At 34.5% G+C, this 18,842-nt stretch carries 18 protein-coding genes; 14 read left to right on the top strand and 4 right to left on the bottom strand.

Features of this window, described 5'->3' with window-relative positions:
* Positions 1-246: 246 nt before the first annotated feature.
* From miaB to AC3E9W_RS13655, 10 genes are all read left to right on the top strand, one after another.
* Positions 247-1,692 carry a tRNA (N6-isopentenyl adenosine(37)-C2)-methylthiotransferase MiaB gene (gene miaB, locus AC3E9W_RS13610; RefSeq protein WP_456893918.1) on the top strand — a complete coding sequence of 482 codons (1,446 nt, stop codon included), beginning with the start codon at positions 247-249 and terminating at the stop codon, positions 1,690-1,692.
* A 133-nt stretch (positions 1,693-1,825) separates the two neighbouring features.
* Positions 1,826-2,197: a GxxExxY protein gene (locus AC3E9W_RS13615; protein ID WP_456893917.1), complete on the top strand. Its 372-nt coding sequence runs from the start codon at positions 1,826-1,828 to the stop codon at positions 2,195-2,197.
* Between the two features lie 324 nt (positions 2,198-2,521).
* On the top strand, positions 2,522-3,784 hold the full coding sequence (locus AC3E9W_RS13620) for a sigma-54 interaction domain-containing protein (RefSeq protein WP_456893916.1): 1,263 nt from the start codon (positions 2,522-2,524) through the stop codon (positions 3,782-3,784).
* A 212-nt stretch (positions 3,785-3,996) separates the two neighbouring features.
* Positions 3,997-4,515: an LptE family protein gene (locus AC3E9W_RS13625; RefSeq protein WP_306160800.1), complete on the top strand. Its 519-nt coding sequence runs from the start codon at positions 3,997-3,999 to the stop codon at positions 4,513-4,515.
* 70 nt (positions 4,516-4,585) lie between these two features.
* On the top strand, positions 4,586-6,340 hold the full coding sequence (locus tag AC3E9W_RS13630) for a tetratricopeptide repeat protein (RefSeq protein WP_488768771.1): 1,755 nt from the start codon (positions 4,586-4,588) through the stop codon (positions 6,338-6,340).
* A 3-nt stretch (positions 6,341-6,343) separates the two neighbouring features.
* Positions 6,344-6,685 carry a preprotein translocase subunit SecG gene (secG, locus tag AC3E9W_RS13635; RefSeq protein ID WP_306160804.1) on the top strand — a complete coding sequence of 114 codons (342 nt, stop codon included), beginning with the start codon at positions 6,344-6,346 and terminating at the stop codon, positions 6,683-6,685.
* Between the two features lie 144 nt (positions 6,686-6,829).
* On the top strand, positions 6,830-7,105 hold the full coding sequence (locus tag AC3E9W_RS13640) for a co-chaperone GroES (RefSeq protein WP_008467105.1): 276 nt from the start codon (positions 6,830-6,832) through the stop codon (positions 7,103-7,105).
* Positions 7,106-7,189: 84 nt separating this feature from the next.
* Complete coding sequence (locus tag AC3E9W_RS13645; protein ID WP_488768772.1) at positions 7,190-7,546, top strand: four helix bundle protein; 357 nt, start codon at positions 7,190-7,192, stop codon at positions 7,544-7,546.
* A gap of 113 nt (positions 7,547-7,659) precedes the next feature.
* Positions 7,660-9,291 carry a chaperonin GroEL gene (groL, locus tag AC3E9W_RS13650; RefSeq protein ID WP_177210785.1) on the top strand — a complete coding sequence of 544 codons (1,632 nt, stop codon included), beginning with the start codon at positions 7,660-7,662 and terminating at the stop codon, positions 9,289-9,291.
* Positions 9,292-9,715: 424 nt separating this feature from the next.
* Entirely contained in the window at positions 9,716-10,915 is a 1,200-nt protein-coding gene (locus AC3E9W_RS13655; RefSeq protein WP_488768773.1) for an alkaline phosphatase family protein, read from the top strand.
* Between the two features lie 347 nt (positions 10,916-11,262).
* Here the strand turns inward: AC3E9W_RS13655 and AC3E9W_RS13660 are convergent, their stop codons facing one another.
* Positions 11,263-12,792, bottom strand: a complete 1,530-nt coding sequence (locus tag AC3E9W_RS13660; protein ID WP_488768774.1) for a SulP family inorganic anion transporter — start codon at positions 12,790-12,792, stop codon at positions 11,263-11,265.
* A 245-nt stretch (positions 12,793-13,037) separates the two neighbouring features.
* A complete protein-coding gene (locus tag AC3E9W_RS13665) occupies positions 13,038-13,283 on the bottom strand; it encodes a hypothetical protein (RefSeq protein ID WP_306160810.1) in 246 nt (81 codons plus the stop codon).
* A gap of 72 nt (positions 13,284-13,355) precedes the next feature.
* On the opposite strand from AC3E9W_RS13665, the gene AC3E9W_RS13670 reads away from it, so the two are divergent.
* Both AC3E9W_RS13670 and AC3E9W_RS13675 read left to right on the top strand, forming a co-directional pair.
* Positions 13,356-14,438 carry a sensor histidine kinase gene (locus AC3E9W_RS13670; RefSeq protein ID WP_488768775.1) on the top strand — a complete coding sequence of 361 codons (1,083 nt, stop codon included), beginning with the start codon at positions 13,356-13,358 and terminating at the stop codon, positions 14,436-14,438.
* Positions 14,414-15,127 carry a LytR/AlgR family response regulator transcription factor gene (locus AC3E9W_RS13675; RefSeq protein WP_488768776.1) on the top strand — a complete coding sequence of 238 codons (714 nt, stop codon included), beginning with the start codon at positions 14,414-14,416 and terminating at the stop codon, positions 15,125-15,127. Before AC3E9W_RS13670 ends, AC3E9W_RS13675 begins: the two co-directional genes overlap by 25 nt.
* A 159-nt stretch (positions 15,128-15,286) precedes the next feature.
* Here AC3E9W_RS13675 and AC3E9W_RS13680 read toward each other — a convergent pair whose 3' ends face one another.
* Together AC3E9W_RS13680 and AC3E9W_RS13685 are read right to left on the bottom strand one after the other, a co-directional pair.
* Positions 15,287-15,697 carry a helix-turn-helix domain-containing protein gene (locus AC3E9W_RS13680; RefSeq protein ID WP_488768777.1) on the bottom strand — a complete coding sequence of 137 codons (411 nt, stop codon included), beginning with the start codon at positions 15,695-15,697 and terminating at the stop codon, positions 15,287-15,289.
* A gap of 60 nt (positions 15,698-15,757) precedes the next feature.
* Complete coding sequence (locus AC3E9W_RS13685) at positions 15,758-16,177, bottom strand: DoxX family protein (RefSeq protein ID WP_488768778.1); 420 nt, start codon at positions 16,175-16,177, stop codon at positions 15,758-15,760.
* 316 nt (positions 16,178-16,493) lie between these two features.
* Between AC3E9W_RS13685 and AC3E9W_RS13690 the strand changes: the two genes are divergently transcribed.
* Entirely contained in the window at positions 16,494-16,958 is a 465-nt protein-coding gene (locus AC3E9W_RS13690) for a hypothetical protein (RefSeq protein ID WP_456893906.1), read from the top strand.
* Between the two features lie 636 nt (positions 16,959-17,594).
* Positions 17,595-18,842, top strand: a complete 1,248-nt coding sequence (locus AC3E9W_RS13695; protein WP_488768779.1) for a TMEM143 family protein — start codon at positions 17,595-17,597, stop codon at positions 18,840-18,842.

Genomic DNA, 18,842 nt, shown 5'->3' on the forward strand with positions numbered 1-18,842 from the left:
TTAGATTTTAGATTTTAGATTTTAGATTTTAGATTTTAGATTTTAGATTTTAGATTTTAGATTTTAGATTTTAGATTTTAGATTTTAGATTTTCTAAAAAAAATCGCTGCGCTCTTTTTTTGGAATTTGGGATTTCAAAAATTGGAATTTCTATTCTAAAATCTAAAATCAGAAATCTAAAATTCTTTTCTGCCATCTTGTCATATTAAGTGCAATTAACCTATCTTTGCACTTTGAATTTTTATAATGGAAAAGATTATTGAAGAAAGCAAACAGGGCGAAAGTCTTGTTTTGGAAAATAAACCTGAGAATACTAAAAAACTCTTTATAGAAAGTTATGGCTGTGCGATGAATTTTTCGGACAGTGAAGTCGTAGCTTCGATTTTATCTGACGGTGGCTACAATACAACTTCGGTTTTAGAGGAAGCCGATTTGGTTTTGGTAAATACTTGCTCAATTCGTGACAAAGCAGAGCAAACGATTCGTAAACGTCTGGAAAAATACAATGCGGTAAAACGTACGAATCCGAAAATGAAAGTGGGCGTTTTGGGCTGTATGGCGGAACGTTTGAAAAGTCAGTTTTTGGAAGAAGAAAAAATCGTTGACCTTGTTGTTGGTCCAGATGCCTATAAAGATCTTCCGAATTTATTGGCTGAAGTTGAAGAAGGACGTGACGCGATCAATGTCATTTTATCGAAAGAGGAAACTTACGGAGATATTTCGCCGGTTCGTTTGATGAGTAACGGAATCACTGCTTTAGTTTCGATTACCCGCGGATGCGATAATATGTGTACGTTCTGTGTTGTGCCTTTTACACGCGGACGCGAGCGCAGCCGTGAACCACAAAGTATTATGGCTGAAATTCAGGATTTGTGGAGTAAAGGTTATAAAGAAGTGACGCTTTTAGGTCAGAATGTTGACAGTTATCTTTGGTACGGAGGCGGTTTGAAAAAGGATTTTGTAAACGCTTCTGAAATGCAAAAAGCAACAGCAGTTGATTTTGATCAATTACTTGAAATGGTTGCTGCTGGTTTCCCGAAAATGCGTATTCGTTTTTCGACTTCAAATCCGCAGGATATGCACGAGAGTATTTTGCATGTTATTGCGAAATATCCAAATATTTGTAAACATATTCACTTACCGGTTCAGTCTGGAAGTAACCGAATTTTGAAAGAAATGAATCGTCTGCATTCTCGTGAAGAGTATATGGCTTTGATTGATAAAATTAGAGCGATTGTTCCAGATGCTTCGATTTCGCAAGATATGATTGCTGGTTTCCCTACAGAAACTGAAGAAGATCACCAAGATACTATGAGTTTGATGGAATATGTAAAATATAATTTCGGTTATATGTATTCGTATTCTGAACGTCCTGGGACTTTGGCTGGAAGAAAAATGGAAGATGATGTGGAGGAAGAAACTAAAGCGAGAAGATTGCAAGAAATTGTGGATTTACAGCAAAAACACGCGTGGTTTAGAAGTGAGGAATTTGTTGGAAAAACGGTTGAAGTTTTAGTGGAGAAGGTTTCTAAAAAATCAAAAGACGAATTCTCTGGAAGAAACTCTCAAAGCATTACAGTAGTTTTCCCAAAAGAGAATTATAAAATTGGAGATTTCGTAAACGTAAAAATTACAAGCTGTACTAGTGGAACTTTAAAAGGTGAAGCTGTGGGGTTGAGTAGCATGAATTGATTTTTTTTTAGCCACGAATTTCTCGAATTTCACTAATTTTCTAATTGCTACGGTAAATTTGAAATTGTAAACCTTAAATTAAAAAGTAGTATTTTTCTTTATTATATTTTTTAGTTTTGTTTAAAAACAAAATATGGAATTATATAGAAAAGAGGAATATTATAGGATAGTTGGGATTTGCATGGAAGTTCATAGGATACTTGGGGGCGGACTTTTGGAAATTGTTTATAAAGATGCGTTAGAATATGAATTTAAGAAACATAATATTCCTTTTGAACGCGAAAAAGAATTCAATATTCAGTATAAAGAAATTGTTTTAGCACATAAATTTTACGCAGATTTTGTGGTTTATGATGAAATCATTTTGGAAGTAAAAGCATCAAAAGATATTGTTGACGAACATACAGCCCAAACAATAAATTATTTAAGATTAGCTGATAGCGATTTAGGAATTATCGTTAATTTTAATAAAAAAACATTACAGCATAAAAGAGTCATTCATTAACCGCATTTCAGAAATTCGAGAAATTAGTGGCTAAAAGAAATTTACAGCATAAAAATAATTCAGCAACCCATTTCAAAAATTAGCGAAATTCGAGAAATTCGTGGCTAAAGAAATTTTACAGCATAAAGATAATTTAGCAACCCATTTCAAAAATTAGTAAAATTCGACAAATTCGTGGCTAAAAAATTTTACAGCATAAAGATAATTTAGCAACCCATTTCAAAAATTAGTGAAATTCGAGAAATTCGTGGCTAAAGAAAAAAAATATAAGCCAAAGTTTTAGGCATAGAAAAACCTAAACAAACAAAACTTGAAACAAAACATATGGAAACAGTTCAAGCAATAAAACAGCGATTTGAGATTATCGGAAATGATCCGAAATTAAATCGTGCCATCGAAAAAGCCATTCAGGTTGCTCCTACTGATATTTCGGTTATGGTGACTGGGGAAAGTGGTGTTGGTAAAGAAAATATTCCTAGAATTATACATTCGCTTTCGCACAGAAAGCATGGTAAATATATTGCCGTAAACTGCGGTGCAATTCCTGAGGGAACAATTGACAGTGAACTTTTTGGTCACGAAAAAGGTGCTTTTACAGGTGCAACAAGCACGCGTGAAGGTTATTTTGAAGTAGCCGACGGCGGAACAATTTTTCTTGATGAAGTTGGTGAATTACCCTTAACTACTCAAGTAAGATTACTTCGTGTTTTGGAAAACGGCGAATTTATTAAAGTAGGTTCGTCTCAGGTTCAAAAAACAAATGTTCGTATTGTTGCTGCAACCAATGTGAATTTATTTAATGCAATTGAAAAAGGGAAATTCCGTGAAGATTTGTACTATCGTTTAAGTACGGTCGAAATCACGCTACCACCTTTGCGCGAAAGAAACGACGATATTCATTTATTGTTTAGAAAATTCGTTGCCGATTTTGCTCATAAATACAAAATGCCGCCTTTAAGACTGGATGACGATGCGGTGCAGCTTTTACAGAAATTTAGATGGAGCGGAAACATTCGCCAGCTTCGAAATGTGGCCGAACAAATTTCTGTTTTAGAAACCAATCGAGATATCACCCTTGCTACTTTACAATCGTATTTGCCAGCCGAAGGAAGTAATCTGCCTTCAGTTATTAGCGACAGCAAAAAAGAAAGCGATTTTAGTACGGAAAGAGATATTTTGTATAAAGTGCTTTTTGATATGAGAAGCGATCTGAACGATTTGAAAAAACTGACTTTGGAATTAATGAAAAACGGAAGTTCAAAAGTACAGGATATTAATCCGAATCTAATTCAGAAAATATACGGAAATCAGCAAAATGACAGCGAAATAGATTTTGAAGAAGAACCAAGAACTGCTGTTATGACAACGCCTGCTGTTCGTGAAGAAAGTTATCGCATACAAGATGACAACAATTATCTTGATGCAGAAACGATTGAAGAAGAAGAAATTTTACGTTTGGAACAAAAAGAAATCGAAATGATAAAAAAATCATTAGAAAAAAACAAAGGAAAACGTAAAGCAGCTGCAGACGAATTAGGAATTTCTGAAAGAACTTTATACCGTAAAATCAAACAATTCGATTTATAAAAAACAAATTCCAATCTTTTAAATTCCAAATTCCAAGATTGGATCTTCAAAATATAATAAACTCCAAAAATAAATTCCAAATTGCTTCGCCTGTTCGCTATCGCTCGAGTCCAAATTAGTATATTTGGCGAAATTTGGAATTTGATATTTCACTATAATGGTGAACATTGGAATTTGGAATTTCAAAATATTGGAATTTGACTAAAAAAATTATGAAAAAAATATATTCTCTTTTCGCCTTATTAAGCCTTTTTATGTTGAGTGGCTGTGGAGTCTACAACTTTACAGGAGCAAAACCAATCGATGCTAAAACATTTCAAGTTAACTTCTTTCAGAATAATGCAGATCTAGTTGAGCCTGGAATCGACAGAACTTTCACGCTGACTTTACAGGATCTGATCATGAACCAGACCAATTTAAACTTGGTAAGCACTGGAGGCGAATTAACTTACGAAGGTGAAATTACAGACTACCGCATTACTCCAATGACTGCAACAGCTGTATCAACAGACGGAACTGCGGGAGCGGCACAAAACCGTTTGTCAATTCGTGTTCAGGTAAGATTCGCAAATAAAAAGAAAGAAACCGATGATTTTGAAAAATCATTTGAGTTTTATTATGACTTTCCAGGACAAGAATTACCTACTGGATCAGTTTTGAGCGAAGCTATAAGGGTTATTTTTGAAAGAATTACCCAAGATATCTTTAATGAATCATTGGCTAAATGGTAAGTTTGCTTGCTTAAATAAGCAAGTAAAACAAAATACTATTAATAAATAATTAAACGATTAAAACCAAAAAATGAACGTTAGCGATTATACCTACTTAATGAACAAACCCGATGCTATTACAGAAAAGCAAGCGGATGCATTAGGCAGTGTTTTGAATGAATTTCCGTATTTTCAAAGTGCACGCGCATTGCGACTAAAGGGACTTTATAATCAAAACAGTTTTAAGTATAATTATGCTTTGAAAGTTACGGCTGCGTATACTTCTGACCGTTCTGTTTTATTTGATTTTATAACTTCTGAGGCTTTTACTTCTATTCAGAATGATTTCTACGAGCAAAAACTGAGAGATCTTTTGGAGATTACTGTTTTTGACAGCGAAATAATTTCGCCAGAACAAATTCAGAAAGCTATTGAAATAAAAGCTGACATTGAAGAACAGCCTGTTTCAGAGCCAATAAAAGAAGTTCAAATATCTTCTGTTGAAAAACCTTCAATTGCAGAATCTGTAAAAACTGAAGAATCTATAAAAGTTGAAGAGATTGCAAAGGTTGATGAATCGGTAAAAGTTGAAGAATCAATAAAAACGGAAGAACCCGTAATTGCCGAAGAGCCTAGAAAAATGCCAGAAATAGACCCGTCTATATTCTTGGCAATAAAAGAGGCTCAGACAATAACTTTTGAGAAACCTGCAATAAAAGAAGAAGAGCTTAAACCGCTTCCAGAAATAGATTTATCTATTTTTAAAGCCATAAAAGAAGCACAATCGGTAACTTTTGAAAAACCCGTAATAGAAGAAGTAGGACAGAAAACGGATTCTATTGAACACAATATTGTAGAGGAAGTCGAGGAAACAGAAACAGCTCCGTTAACAGATTCTACACCAATTGAAGAACCTAAAATTGATCGTATAGAAAATTCTATTTTAAGTTCTATCAAAGTTTCTGAAACGCCTTCTGAACCAGAAACTATAAAAACTGAAGAACCTAAAAATGAGCGTATTGAAAACTCTATCTTAAGTTCTATTAAAGAAGCTGAAGCTGCAACTGCTGAACAATCTGAAAAAACAGGAGAAGCAAAAGCGGATCCTATTATAGAAGAACCTGTTTTAAATTCGGCTGAAGAACAGGAAGATGACAGCGTTATTGAAGAAATGATTATTCCTGAATTCAAAATGAATACGGTTGAACGATCTATTCTTTCTTCTATTAGAGAATCTGAAACAAAAGCTCCTGAAGAACCAAAAGTAGCGATTGAAGAAGCTGCAGTTGAAACTGAGGATGAAGAAGAAGAAATTCAAGAGGAAAATGAAGAACCGATTGAAGAACTAATCGAGGAAGAAGAAAATGAACCTGCTAGAACAGCTGCAGAACATTTAGAAATTGGAAAACCTTTGGATTTTTCTTTAAATGAAAAACATTCATTCCAAGAATGGTTGCAATTATCTAGAACAGAACCTATTGACCGTTCAAATGATCTTTCGCCAGAGGAAAGAGCAGAAAAAGAAGCTGCTGAAAAAGCAAAACAGGAAGAAGAAAGACAAAAGAAGGCCGAAATTATCGATAAATTTATCGAAAACAACCCGAAAATTTCTCCAATAAAACCTAACAGCAATGCTCCAGCGGTACAAATTGAAAGCAATTCTGAAGACAATTCATACCTAATGACAGAGACTTTGGCTAGAGTTTATCTGGAACAAAAGAAATATACAAAAGCAATTCAGGCATATGAAATATTAATTTTGAAATATCCAGAAAAAATTACTTTCTTTGCAGACCGCATATCGGATATAAAGATTTTACAACAAAATAACAATAACAATAATTAAGTAATGAGCACATTTTCAATTTTTTTAGTTTTAATTACAATAGTTTGTTTTCTATTGATCGTAGTTATCATGGTACAAAACCCTAAAGGAGGCGGATTGTCTTCTACTATCAGCGGAACGCAGATGTTAGGTGGAGTACAAAAAACAACTGACTTTTTAGATAAAAGTACTTGGACTTTGGCTACTGTTTTAATTGTGCTAATTTTACTTTCAAGCTTAAGCTTCTCTGGATCTTTAAGCGATACTGAATCTAAAATCATTGACAAAACTGAAGCTCCTGTAAATGCACCTGCAGCTCCAGCACAAGGAACTACTCCTGCTCCAGCAGCACCAGCGACTAAATAATTTTAGCTCGATATAAAAATCTAATGCCAGCCTGTCAAAGCTGGCATTTTTTTTAAGAAATAATGTCAGTTTTTGTAGCATGGCATAGTTTCTGAAAGTTTATAGAACAAGAAAAAAACGTATAACTTATAATAATATAAAATCATGGCTTTAAACATTAAACCGCTTTCAGACCGCGTACTTATTGAGCCTGTTGCAGCTGAAACTAAAACTGCCTCAGGTATTTTTATTCCTGATACTGCCAAAGAGAAACCACAAAAAGGAACTGTTGTTGCAGTAGGAAACGGAACTAAAGATCATACAATGACTGTAAAAGTTGGAGATACTGTTCTTTATGGCAAATACGCAGGAACAGAATTAAAACTGGAAGGCACTGATTATTTAATCATGCGCGAGGATGATATTTTAGCGATTATCTAAATGCTTTACGCTATAAGCTGTAAGCTATAGGCTTCTACAAAAAGCTTAAAGCCTATTGCATAAAGCATAAAGCTTCTAAAAAAAATGAGAGATTTTAAGAAATATGATATTTGGCAGCTAAGCCATTCTCTAACTTTAGAAATCTACAAATTGACTTCTTTATTTCCAAAAGAAGAATTGTACGGATTAACAAGTCAGATCAGAAGGTCATCTTCTTCGATTCCAACAAATATAAGCGAAGGATGTGGAAGAAATAGCGACAAAGAATTTAATCAATTTCTCAACATCGCTTTGGGTTCTGCTAATGAAACAGAATATCTATTGATTTTAGCTAAAGATTTGCAATATCTAAATAATGAAATTGCCGAAAATCAACTAGAAAAAATCAATAGCATAAAGAGCAAAATCTACAAATTAAAAAAATTGCTTACGCAGCAATAGCTTTAAGCCGTAAGCAATAAGCTTTTCAAAAAATAGCTTAAAGCAAAAAACAATTACTAATCAAGCAGTAGAAAGCCTAAAGCTTAAAGCCTACTGCCTAAAGCAATATAAAAATGGCAAAAGATATAAAATTTGATATTGAAGCACGTGACGGTTTAAAACGTGGTGTTGATGCATTAGCAAATGCTGTAAAAGTAACTCTTGGACCAAAAGGTCGTAACGTAATTATCGGAAAATCATTTGGTGGACCAACGGTTACTAAAGATGGTGTTTCTGTTGCAAAAGAAATCGAATTAAAAGACGCATTAGAAAATATGGGTGCGCAAATGGTGAAAGAAGTTGCTTCTAAAACCAATGATTTAGCTGGAGACGGTACTACAACGGCTACAGTTTTAGCTCAAGCTATCGTAAAAGAAGGTTTGAAAAACGTTGCTGCTGGAGCAAATCCGATGGACTTGAAACGTGGTATCGACAAAGCTGTTGAAACTATCGTGGCTGACTTAGCTAAACAAGCTAAAGTGGTTGGAAGCGATTCAGACAAAATCAAACAAATTGCTTCTATCTCTGCTAACAATGACGAAGTTATTGGTGAATTAATCGCTACAGCTTTCGCTAAAGTTGGAAAAGAAGGTGTTATCACTGTTGAAGAAGCTAAAGGAACTGACACTTTCGTTGATGTTGTTGAAGGTATGCAGTTTGACAGAGGATATCTTTCTCCTTATTTCGTAACAAATCCAGAGAAAATGGAAGTTGAATTAGACTCTCCATACATCTTATTATACGACAAAAAAGTATCTTCTCTTAAAGAATTACTTCCAGTTTTAGAGCCAGTTGCTCAATCAGGAAAACCATTATTGATTATCGCTGAAGATGTTGACGGAGAAGCTCTTTCCACATTGGTAGTAAACAAATTAAGAGGTGCTCTTAAAATTGCTGCTGTAAAAGCTCCAGGTTTCGGAGACAGAAGAAAAGCTATGTTAGAAGATATCGCAATCTTAACTGGCGGAACTGTAATTTCTGAAGAAAGAGGTTATACTTTAGAAAATACAACTATCGAAATGTTAGGAAATGCAAAAAGAGTTTCTATCGATAAAGACAACACTACTATTGTAAGTGGTGCTGGTGAAGCAGATATCATCAAAAACCGTGTGAACCAAATTAAAGGTCAGATGGAAACTACTACATCTGATTACGATAAAGAAAAATTACAAGAGCGTTTGGCTAAATTAGCTGGAGGTGTTGCAGTTCTTTACGTTGGTGCGGCTTCTGAAGTTGAAATGAAAGAGAAAAAAGACAGAGTAGATGATGCTCTTCACGCAACTCGTGCTGCTGTAGAAGAAGGAATCGTTGCTGGTGGTGGTGTGGCGCTATTAAGAGCTAAACTTGCTTTAGCTGACTTAAAAGCAGATAACGCTGACGAGGCTACAGGAATCCAAATCGTTTCTCGTGCTGTTGAATCTCCGTTAAGAACTATCGTTGAAAATGCAGGTCTTGAAGGTTCTGTGGTTGTGGCTAAAGTTTCTGAAGGTTCAGGTGATTTTGGATACAACGCAAAAACTGACGAATATGTAGATATGCTTACTGCTGGAATTATCGATCCTAAGAAAGTAACTCGTGTGGCGCTTGAAAATGCTGCATCTGTTTCTGGAATGATCTTAACTACAGAATGTGCATTAATTGATATTAAAGAAGAAAATGCCGGAGGCGGAATGCCAATGGGCGGCGGAATGCCAGGAATGATGTAATTCGTTCTCTTCTTAAAACTTAAAAGCGCTGGATTTTTATCTGGCGCTTTTTTTTAGCCACGACTCGACCGAAGGGAACAGACGAAGTAATTCACGAATTATTTTTTCTAATCTATACGTATATTTTTATTTGCAATAGATTACACAGATTAAAAGGATTTTTTTACCACAAATTACACAAATTTGCGCAAATTATTTTTTCTAATCTGTGAGAATCTCTTTTATCTGTGGCAAATTTTTTCACTTAAAGCATTTGTGCAATTAATGACAACTATTTTTAAACACAAAGATTTGAAAAAATAATTCGTGACTCGAGCGACAGCGAATAGGCGAAGCAATTCGTGGCTATTTTTTTTATTTAACATTCCCTTTTTCTTTAAAAAATCTGTTATCTATACCTTTGTCGTCATAATAATTTATTAAAATGAAAAAACATTTCACTCCACTCCTTTCCTTAATTTTCTTCACATTTTCTTTCATTTTACAAGCTCAAAATAAAGACAATTATGTTGTTTTAATTTCAATGGATGGCTTTCGTTGGGATTACGGAAAGCAATTCGACCTTCCGAATTTAAAGCAGATTGAAAAAGAAGGCGTTCATGCCAAATCTATGAAGCCGTCTTACCCTAGTAAAACTTTTCCAAATCATTATTCGATTGTAACGGGACTTTATCCAGATCATCACGGAATCATCAATAATGTTTTTTATGATGCTTCTTTAAACGAATCTTTCTCATTATCAAGCAAAGCAAAAAACGATTCCAGATTTTATGGAGGAAATCCGATTTGGAATTTAGCTGAAGAACAAGGCGTAAAAACAGCTTCTTTCTTTTGGCCAGGCTCTGATATTGACAAACGAAATCCGAGTTATTTCAAAAATTACGATGGTAAAATTCCGTACGGAGCGCGAATTGATACAGTTATGAAATGGCTACAGCTTCCAGAAAAACAAAGACCTCACTTAGTCACATTGTATTTTGACGAACCCGATCATACAGGACATAATTTTGGTCCGCTTTCGCCAGAAACTAAAAAAACGGTAATCAAAATGGATTCGATAATGGGTGCAATTTCTAAAAGATTAGATCAATTGCCTATCGGAAAACAAATCAATTTAATCATCGTTTCAGATCACGGAATGGCAAATATCAGCAATGATAAAAAAGTAGCTGTTTTAGACTATTTAAAACCTGAATGGCTAGGGTATAAAGATGTTATTAATCCAATTATGAGTCTTCAGGCAAAACCAGGTTATCAGGATTCGATTGCTAATGCTTTGAAAAAAGTACCGCATATCAAATTCTGGAAATCTACAGAAATTCCGAAAAGATTGCATTACGGAACGAATCCGCGTGTACATGATTTTGTTATTGAAGCAGAAAAAGGATGGAGTTTAGTCACCAAAGAAAGCACTCATATAAAAGGTGGAACTCACGGATACGATAATGACGAAAAAGATATGCACGCTATTTTCTATGCAAAAGGCCCAGCCTTTAAAGTCAATAAAAGAGTAAAAACATTTCAGAATGTTTCAGTTTATCCTTTAATAGCACATATTTTAGGTTTGCAAATTGGTGAGATCGATGGTAAATTGAGTGATGTTGAGGCAATGCTTGCTAATTAGATAATGTGGCAATTTGATAATTAGATAATTTTCATAAAGCATATCTGTAGAGACGCACTGCAGTGCGTCTACGCAACGTAACCGCACAGAAGAAACGAAATGCTATGTCACCCTGAGCGAAGTCGAAGGGCGCTCCAATTGGCACATGGGCTTCGACTCCGCTCAGCCTGACAAAAAATATAAAACAATAAACCCGACAGGTTTTAAAAACCTGTCGGGTTTATTTATGCGTACACGTTGTGTATATCAATATTGGGGTTACGTTGCGTTAGACGCACTACGGTGCGTCTCTACAGATATACATGGTGTATTATCTAATTGACAAATTTTCTAATTATCTAATTAATTCAAGAAACCACTTTATAAGTCGGATCTTCAATTACATTTACTTTAATAACAGCATCAGCATTTTTGAGCAATTGTCTGCAGTCTTCGCTTAAATGTTTTATCTCCACTTTTTTATTAAGCTCATTGTATTTTTTCGTCAGATTATTTAAAGCTTCTATGGCCGACATATCAGAAACTCTACTTTCTTTAAAATCGATTATAATATGATTCGGATCATTCTGAATATCAAATTTCTCCATAAAAGTAGTCGTTGAACCAAAGAATAGTGGACCATAAATTTCGTAATGCTTTATTCCATTTTCGTCAATGTAATGTCTTGCGCGAATTCTTTTGGCACTTTCCCAAGCAAAAACCAAAGCGGAGATAATTACCCCAATCAGAACCGCCAAAGCAAGATTGTGCAGTACAATGGTAATAAGAGCGACTAGAATTCCAACAAAAATATCATGTCGCGGCATTTTATTAATAATCCTGAAACTTGCCCATTCAAAAGTTGTAATGGCTACCATCATCATTACACCAACTAAAGCCGCCATTGGCAATTTTCCAATAACAGGCGCTCCAAAAAGTATGATTAATAAAATAGTCAAAGCACCGATAATTCCCGAAAGTCTTGCTCTCGAACCCGCACCAAGATTAACTAAAGTCTGTGCAATCATCGGACATCCACCCATTCCGTAGAAAAAGCCATTTAGAATATTCGAACTTCCTTGCGCTATACATTCTCTGTTACTGTTTCCGCGTGTTCCAGTGATTTCGTCGACTAAATTTAGCGTAAGCAAACCTTCAGTCAAACCAGCCGCTGCAACAATTACCGAATACGGAAATATGATTTTAAAAGTTTCGAAAGAAAATGGAATATTTGGAATATGAAATGGAGGAAATCCGCCTTGAACCGAAGCGATATCTTCTACCGTTTTGGTTTCGATATTAAAAACAATTACCAAAGCAAAAACCACCATAATGGCAACCAAAGAAGCAGGAACGGCTTTTGTAATTTTAGGAAAAACTAAAACAATCGCAATTGTCAGCGCCACCAATCCCAGCATAATGTATAACGGAGTTCCCTGAAGCCAAGAAACCTGACCATTTACAACCGTTTTAAACTGCTCCAATTGCGACATAAAAATCACAACTGCCAAACCGTTTACAAACCCAAACATAACGGGCTGCGGAACAAGTCTAATAAATTTTCCGAGTTTAAAAAGTCCGATACAAATTTGTACGACACCGCCTAATGCGACGGCAGCAAAAACATATTCTATTCCGTGCGACTTCATCAGGGCGATTAAAACAATCACGGTTGCTCCTGCCCCGCCCGAAATCATTCCAGGTCTTCCTCCAAAAATAGCGGTAACCAATCCGGCGATAAAAGCGGCATACAATCCAACCAAAGGCGGGAATCCTGCTAAAATAGCAAACGACAGCGATTCTGGAATCATGGTCATTGCCACAGTTAAACCTGCTAAAATTTCGTTTTTATAATTGACTTTTTGGCTAAAATCGAAGAGTTGGAACTTTTTTTTCATGGCGCAAAATTAGAAAAATAATACGCAAAAAAGAACAAACCTTTTATATGATAAAAAGCGGAAGAAACCTCTAAAGGAATAAACAGCTGTTTAGCTTAACTGTTCGAGAAGAAGAAGAATAATGGAAAGAATGAAATCTATCATTTCTGTTTTTAGTTTTGAAGTTACAATATTACACAAAATACTTACAAATAATACAAATACGGTAGCGTATTTACACCTGATTTAAACCAAAAGGCATAAAATTATTCCAAGCGTTCGCAAGTATAACCTAAACCGCAGACCTTATTCATAACAGTATCATATTGCAAATCAACACCTTCAACTCTTAATATTTTATCGCAGTCTTCCAGATCAAAATTAATTTGATACTCAGGAAACTGATTTTGCATAACCGCTATAACATAATCTCGATCCGATTCTTTCTGGATATTTGTTTTAAAAATTTCCACAATCCTCTCTGCTTCTTGTAATTCTTTAAACTGGTACATTTTTATTATTTTATTAAAAAGCTAGTTCAAAAATAAACCACAAACTCCTATTGTAACAGTACTTTTATACCAATGGCGTATGATTTATACGAATGGCGTTGGTATAAATTATTCTTGATAAATGCTTACAAACTATGCGATTATATTATTTTTGCCGCTATGACAATTGCAAAAATCTACCAGAATTTTTTTCTACGAAACTTAATTGTAAATGCACTAGTTTATTTGGTCATTTTGGCCTGTATTTATGACGAAATAAAACTCGAGGGACACAGCTGGTCTTATATTCTCAGCAAAATTGCAGTTGGCTATTTTCCTTGTATTGTCTGGATTACGGTTTTCAACATCTGCATTATCAATCCGTTTTTATTTCATAAAAAGTTTAAAATCTTTTTCACGCTTTTGGCAATCTATTGGACTGGTTTTTACTTTTTTATGAATTGGTTTTTCCCGCTTGTCGGATTAGGAAATTTAAAAACCCTACAGATTGTATCACTTATCATAAACGGCTGTTTCTTTTATTTTCTGCATATCGTTATCACCAAAAAAATGAGTCAGGTTGATAAAGATATTATGAATTTCAAGTCTGAACTTTCATTTTTAAAACAGCAGCTGAATCCCCATTTTTTATTAAATGCTATGAACAACCTTTACGGAGAAGCTTTGGCAGAACCCGAAAAAGTTCCCGATCGAATTTTGAATCTTTCGGATATGCTGCGTTATCAGATCGAAGCTTCTAAAAAAGATTATGTTTTAATGCAGGAAGAAATTGCGTTTATCAAAAAATATATTGAATATTACACGTTTAGAAACGAAAGACTGAATGTAACACAAAATATTGAAGGCGTTCATGATCAAATCGAGATTCCGCCTTTGTTCTTTTTGCCTTTGGTAGAAAATGCGGTAAAGTTTTCTGCTGAAACTTCAGAGCCTTTTATTAATCTGGATTTGAAAGTAAGTTGCCGAAGTCTGTGCTTTACTTTAAAGAATAATTGTCTCGATACGGAATCAAGACTTTCGAGCACAGGAATCGGAATTGAAAACTTAAAAAGACGTTTGGAAGTGTACGGTTTAAGACACAGTTTAAGCTGTAAAAAAGAGAAAAACATGTTTATCGTAAAATTAAGTATATGGCACTTACCTACCGCTGTCTGATAATTGATGACGAATCGCCGGCGCATAAAGCCTTGATTTCGCACATCTCTAAATTTGACGAACTAGAACATTCTGGCAGTGCTTTTAATGGTATGGAAGCCATAAAATTGCTCAACGAAAACCAATACGACATTATTTTTCTAGACATTAATATGCCCGTAATTTCGGGTGTCGAATTAATGGAACTCCAGCCCAACCGACCGCTCACGATTGTCACAACCGCTTATTCTGACTATGCGCTTTCAGCCTATCAAAACGATGCGATCGACTATCTTTTAAAACCGATTTCGCCTGATAAATTCGCCAAAGCGATTGAAAAAGCTAAAACCTATTTTTCTGGAAACAGTCTGAAAAAAGAAGCTCCAACCAACGCTAAAATCTTTTCGTACCGCTTAAACGGACAAAACATTGATATGCCTCTTTGTGATATTCTTTATATCGAAAGCCTTGGCAACTACATGAAACTGTATAGCACCAAACTCAATTTACCGCATATTATTTACGGTTCGCTCTCAAGTATTGCCTCAGAAATTGATTCTGCTAATTTCGTACAAGTACATCGTTCGTATATTGTAAATACAGAAAAAATTGCGAGTGTCACTTCAAAAACATTAACGATGTGCAATAACGAAATGATTCCTGTGGGAAGGAAATATCAGATTTTATTAAATAATTTGATAATTAGATAATTGGTCAATTAGATAATTTTTGAAAAGCTCAACTTTTTTGATTAGGCTTTTTGTTTTCTATGGAGTTGTAAAATGACGCGCATAAGCTAAAAACAGGATACAAAAAAAAGAGACTTCATAAAAGTCTCTTTTTTCCATTTTTATGATATCGTAAAAACGTTATTTCCCATTAAGCAACTTTTCCAAATAAGAAATCTTCTCTTTTTCGGATTCTAACAATCGCTCATAAAGCTTTTTATTTTCATCATAAGATTCAATCAACTTTTCGATTGGATTAAAAGTTGGTTGATATTGGAAAAAAGAAGCATAATCATGATTGTTAACTGTATTTCCAATTATGTTGAACACAGCTTCCTCAGAAAAATTCTTAATCGCTTCTGCAGAAACGCCTAAAACTTCTGCGATTACATTTAGTTTTTCGTCGTCTATGGTTTCGCTTCCTTCAATATTAGAAACAGATTGCTGGCTAACACCAATGGCAATAGCTAGTGCTTCTTGTTTCATACCTCTAAGCTCTCTAATTCGGCTAATATTTCTGCCAATGTGTTTTGGTTTTGTTGCTGTGCTCATAATTCAAAGATATTTAAAATTCTTTAAAGTTTTTAGTTTCAAAAAATCAAAATATCCTCATCATTTTTTACTTCTAAACAACACAGCAAGTGCCCCAGTAGACCATAAAGCCAGAAAAATCAAAACAGGCTGAAAAAACAATCGTATCAAACGCGCCTGATCAGTGTCTAGTCCGAAAGCAGAAGTTCCGTTAAGGTATTGTGCTATATTTCCTGGAAAAACTAGAACGTAAAATAGTGCCAGCGCCATTCCTACTTTCACTTTATATTCGGTTAAAAATACCATTGCCAAGCCTAAAATAATTTCAACAATTCCAGAAAGTATCACGACCAAATCTTTGTCTAAAGGAACCCAATTGGGAACCTGCGCTTGAAAATCTATTCTTTGAAAAGTAAAATGTCCGATGGCAGCTGTTATCATAAACAATCCCAAAAATATTCGAATAAAATTTTGAAGCTTTGAAGTTTTTATATATTCCATATGTAAAGATTAAATTTTTCTAAATAATTTTTCTATCAAATTTACAGGAAATAAAGTGAGATTTTTTGTATATTTTCAAGAACGTTCTTATTTAATATCCATATCAAATTTTAGTTTAAACAAAAAAATATTTCATTTTAGTCATCAGTGATTCTGTTGATCACAAACCATTTTTTCTACTTCTATCCCTCTTTCAAACTATCCAAATTCACGATTTTGTTAATTCTTTTCTTAAAAAAAACGACGAACTAAGCAATTTTTCCTACTTAATTATTTAAATTCGCCGCTTAACCAAACCACTAAGCCATTAAACCCAATGACCCTTTTTAATTTCTTTAGAAGATCTAATATAAAATGCCCCAGATGTCTTGGAAAAAGATTTGTTGATTGGGATGATATTCGCCGTTTAAACCGACAATTAAAATGGGTTCCTGCACCATGCGCCTATTGCGACGCAACGGGAAGAGTCCCCAAAGAATTGCTTTCTAAAGTCGCTGTAGACTGTATGTACCTCACTATCGATTTGCCAGAATCTGTAATCGAAAAAATAAAAGAAGGCGATCACGAAACTGTTGAAAAAGGAAAACAACGCGAACTTTTTGTCGATCATCTTATACAATACGCTGAACATCATCACTTCACTCAAAATCTAGATGCAGAAAGTATTGCCAATTTGTACTTAGAGTCCGAAGCCGAAAAAGCTTCTTTTGCTGTAACTAGACAAGAATTAATAAAATACATTCAAGGCGTAATCGAACTAAAGAAAACGGTAGTACAATAGCATTTGCAAATCAACTACTAAAATTCTTTGATCATCTACAAAAACAGGTAAAAACACCTATAGCCACCATTTTATTTAGTGGTAATATTGTAGTGAATAATTTTTGTTTCTAAAAAGTTTTCTTGTTGAGAACTTCTTAATTTTTTGTCACTTTTTTTTTGGAACAGAAAGTGGAATTTCAAGTCGCTGGTACCGATTGGAAATTTCACTTTTTTTTGTTTTTTATTTAACCGCAAAGACGCAAAGTTTTACGCAAAGTTCGCAAAGTTTTTTTAACGCAAAGCACGCTAAGGTCTTTCTCTTTGGAGCGTGAGCGATATCTAAATATTAAGTTCGCAAAGCTTTGTCGATAATGAACTTTTACATTTTTTCTAACCGCAAAGAACACTAAGTTTTTCCTCTCGCAGATTTAGCAGATCTAACAGATTTTATTTTTATCTGCTTAATCTGCAAAATCTGCGGGAAACTATTTTACCACAAAGCTTTGCGAACTTTTGCAGTTTGTAAGCCTCGCATAAAAAATTCTTAGCGCACTTTTCGTAATTCTTTGCGTGCTTAGCGGTTAAAAAAACTTTTCGATAATCAATTTCAAAGAGTATTTTTGCTTCTCATAAAAGCCACGAAATAAAAGTCCAAATGACTAGAGAGCATTATATTCCGTTTAACAAAGAATTTTTACTGGAACAGCAAATTGCTGCTTTTGCTGAAAATCCTAAAAAGGTTACTGATTTTAAGAAGCTGTTCGAAATTATCGAACACTATTATCATTACGAATCTTTTAATCTTAATCGAAATCTAAAACAGCATTACGCGCTCTACGATCCAGATTTAAGCGAAAAAGAACGCGAGCAGTTTATCAATAAAAGCGATTTTCCTGTTTTTAAGGAAACTTTGCTGAAAGTTTTGGAACGTGGCAATTATTACAGAATCAACCAAGAAGCATTAAACGAAGCCTTCCATGAATCTGATTTGGTCGGACTGCATCTTTCTATCGATTTCAATGCTTTTAAAGATTACGAACTTTACGCGCGCGGGCATCATAAAGCAAAAGAAAAAGTCAAAAAGTACTTTTTCTGGACTAAAGAAGTCGAGATTGAATATTACGACCGAGTTCTGATTTACCTGAATTACAGCGAAGCAGATTACTTTAAGCAGAAGAAAGTCAAATTAGGGAAAATGCCAATCGATCCAGGTTCTATCGCTTTGAAAATTTTTAAGCGCGTTCCTAAAAACGATCTCGAAACGGTTTTTCCAAATGCCATTCCGAAAATGTCTTTAAAGGATAAATTATTACTTTGGGTTCCCGGTGTTTTTGGTGGACTTTCATTATTAAGTGCCAAAGTGGTTCCGGCTTTGATTAATATGTATGAAGCGTATCAAACTGGCGAAACCATCGATTTATTAAACAGTAAAACTTCCTTAAATCAAGGTTTAATTGCGTTGGGAATCTTAGGAGCGTACTGCTTTCGCCAATACAATAATTTCATAAACAAAAAAATTCGCTATTCTAAAACGCTTTCAGACAGTTTGTATTTTAAGAATGTCGGCAACAACAGCGGTGCGTTTTATTCTCTTCTAAATTCTTCTGAAGAAGAAGCTTTAAAAGAAACCATTCTGGCTTATACTTTTTTACACGAAAGTGAAAAATCTTTAACCGCCGACGAACTAGACCATCAAATAGAATCTTGGTTTAAAACAAAATTAAATGCCGATTTGGATTTTGATGTAAACGATGCTTTATTAAAACTAAAAAGCATCGGTTTGGGAACAGAAACTGATGGAAAATGGAATGTGATTCCGCTAGATGACGCGCTTGTTGCCATTGATGAATTATGGGATAATGTTTTTCAGTACAGTCAGAAAGCCAATTCTTTAAAATATTAA

Source organism: Flavobacterium sp. 38, from assembly GCF_057799715.1.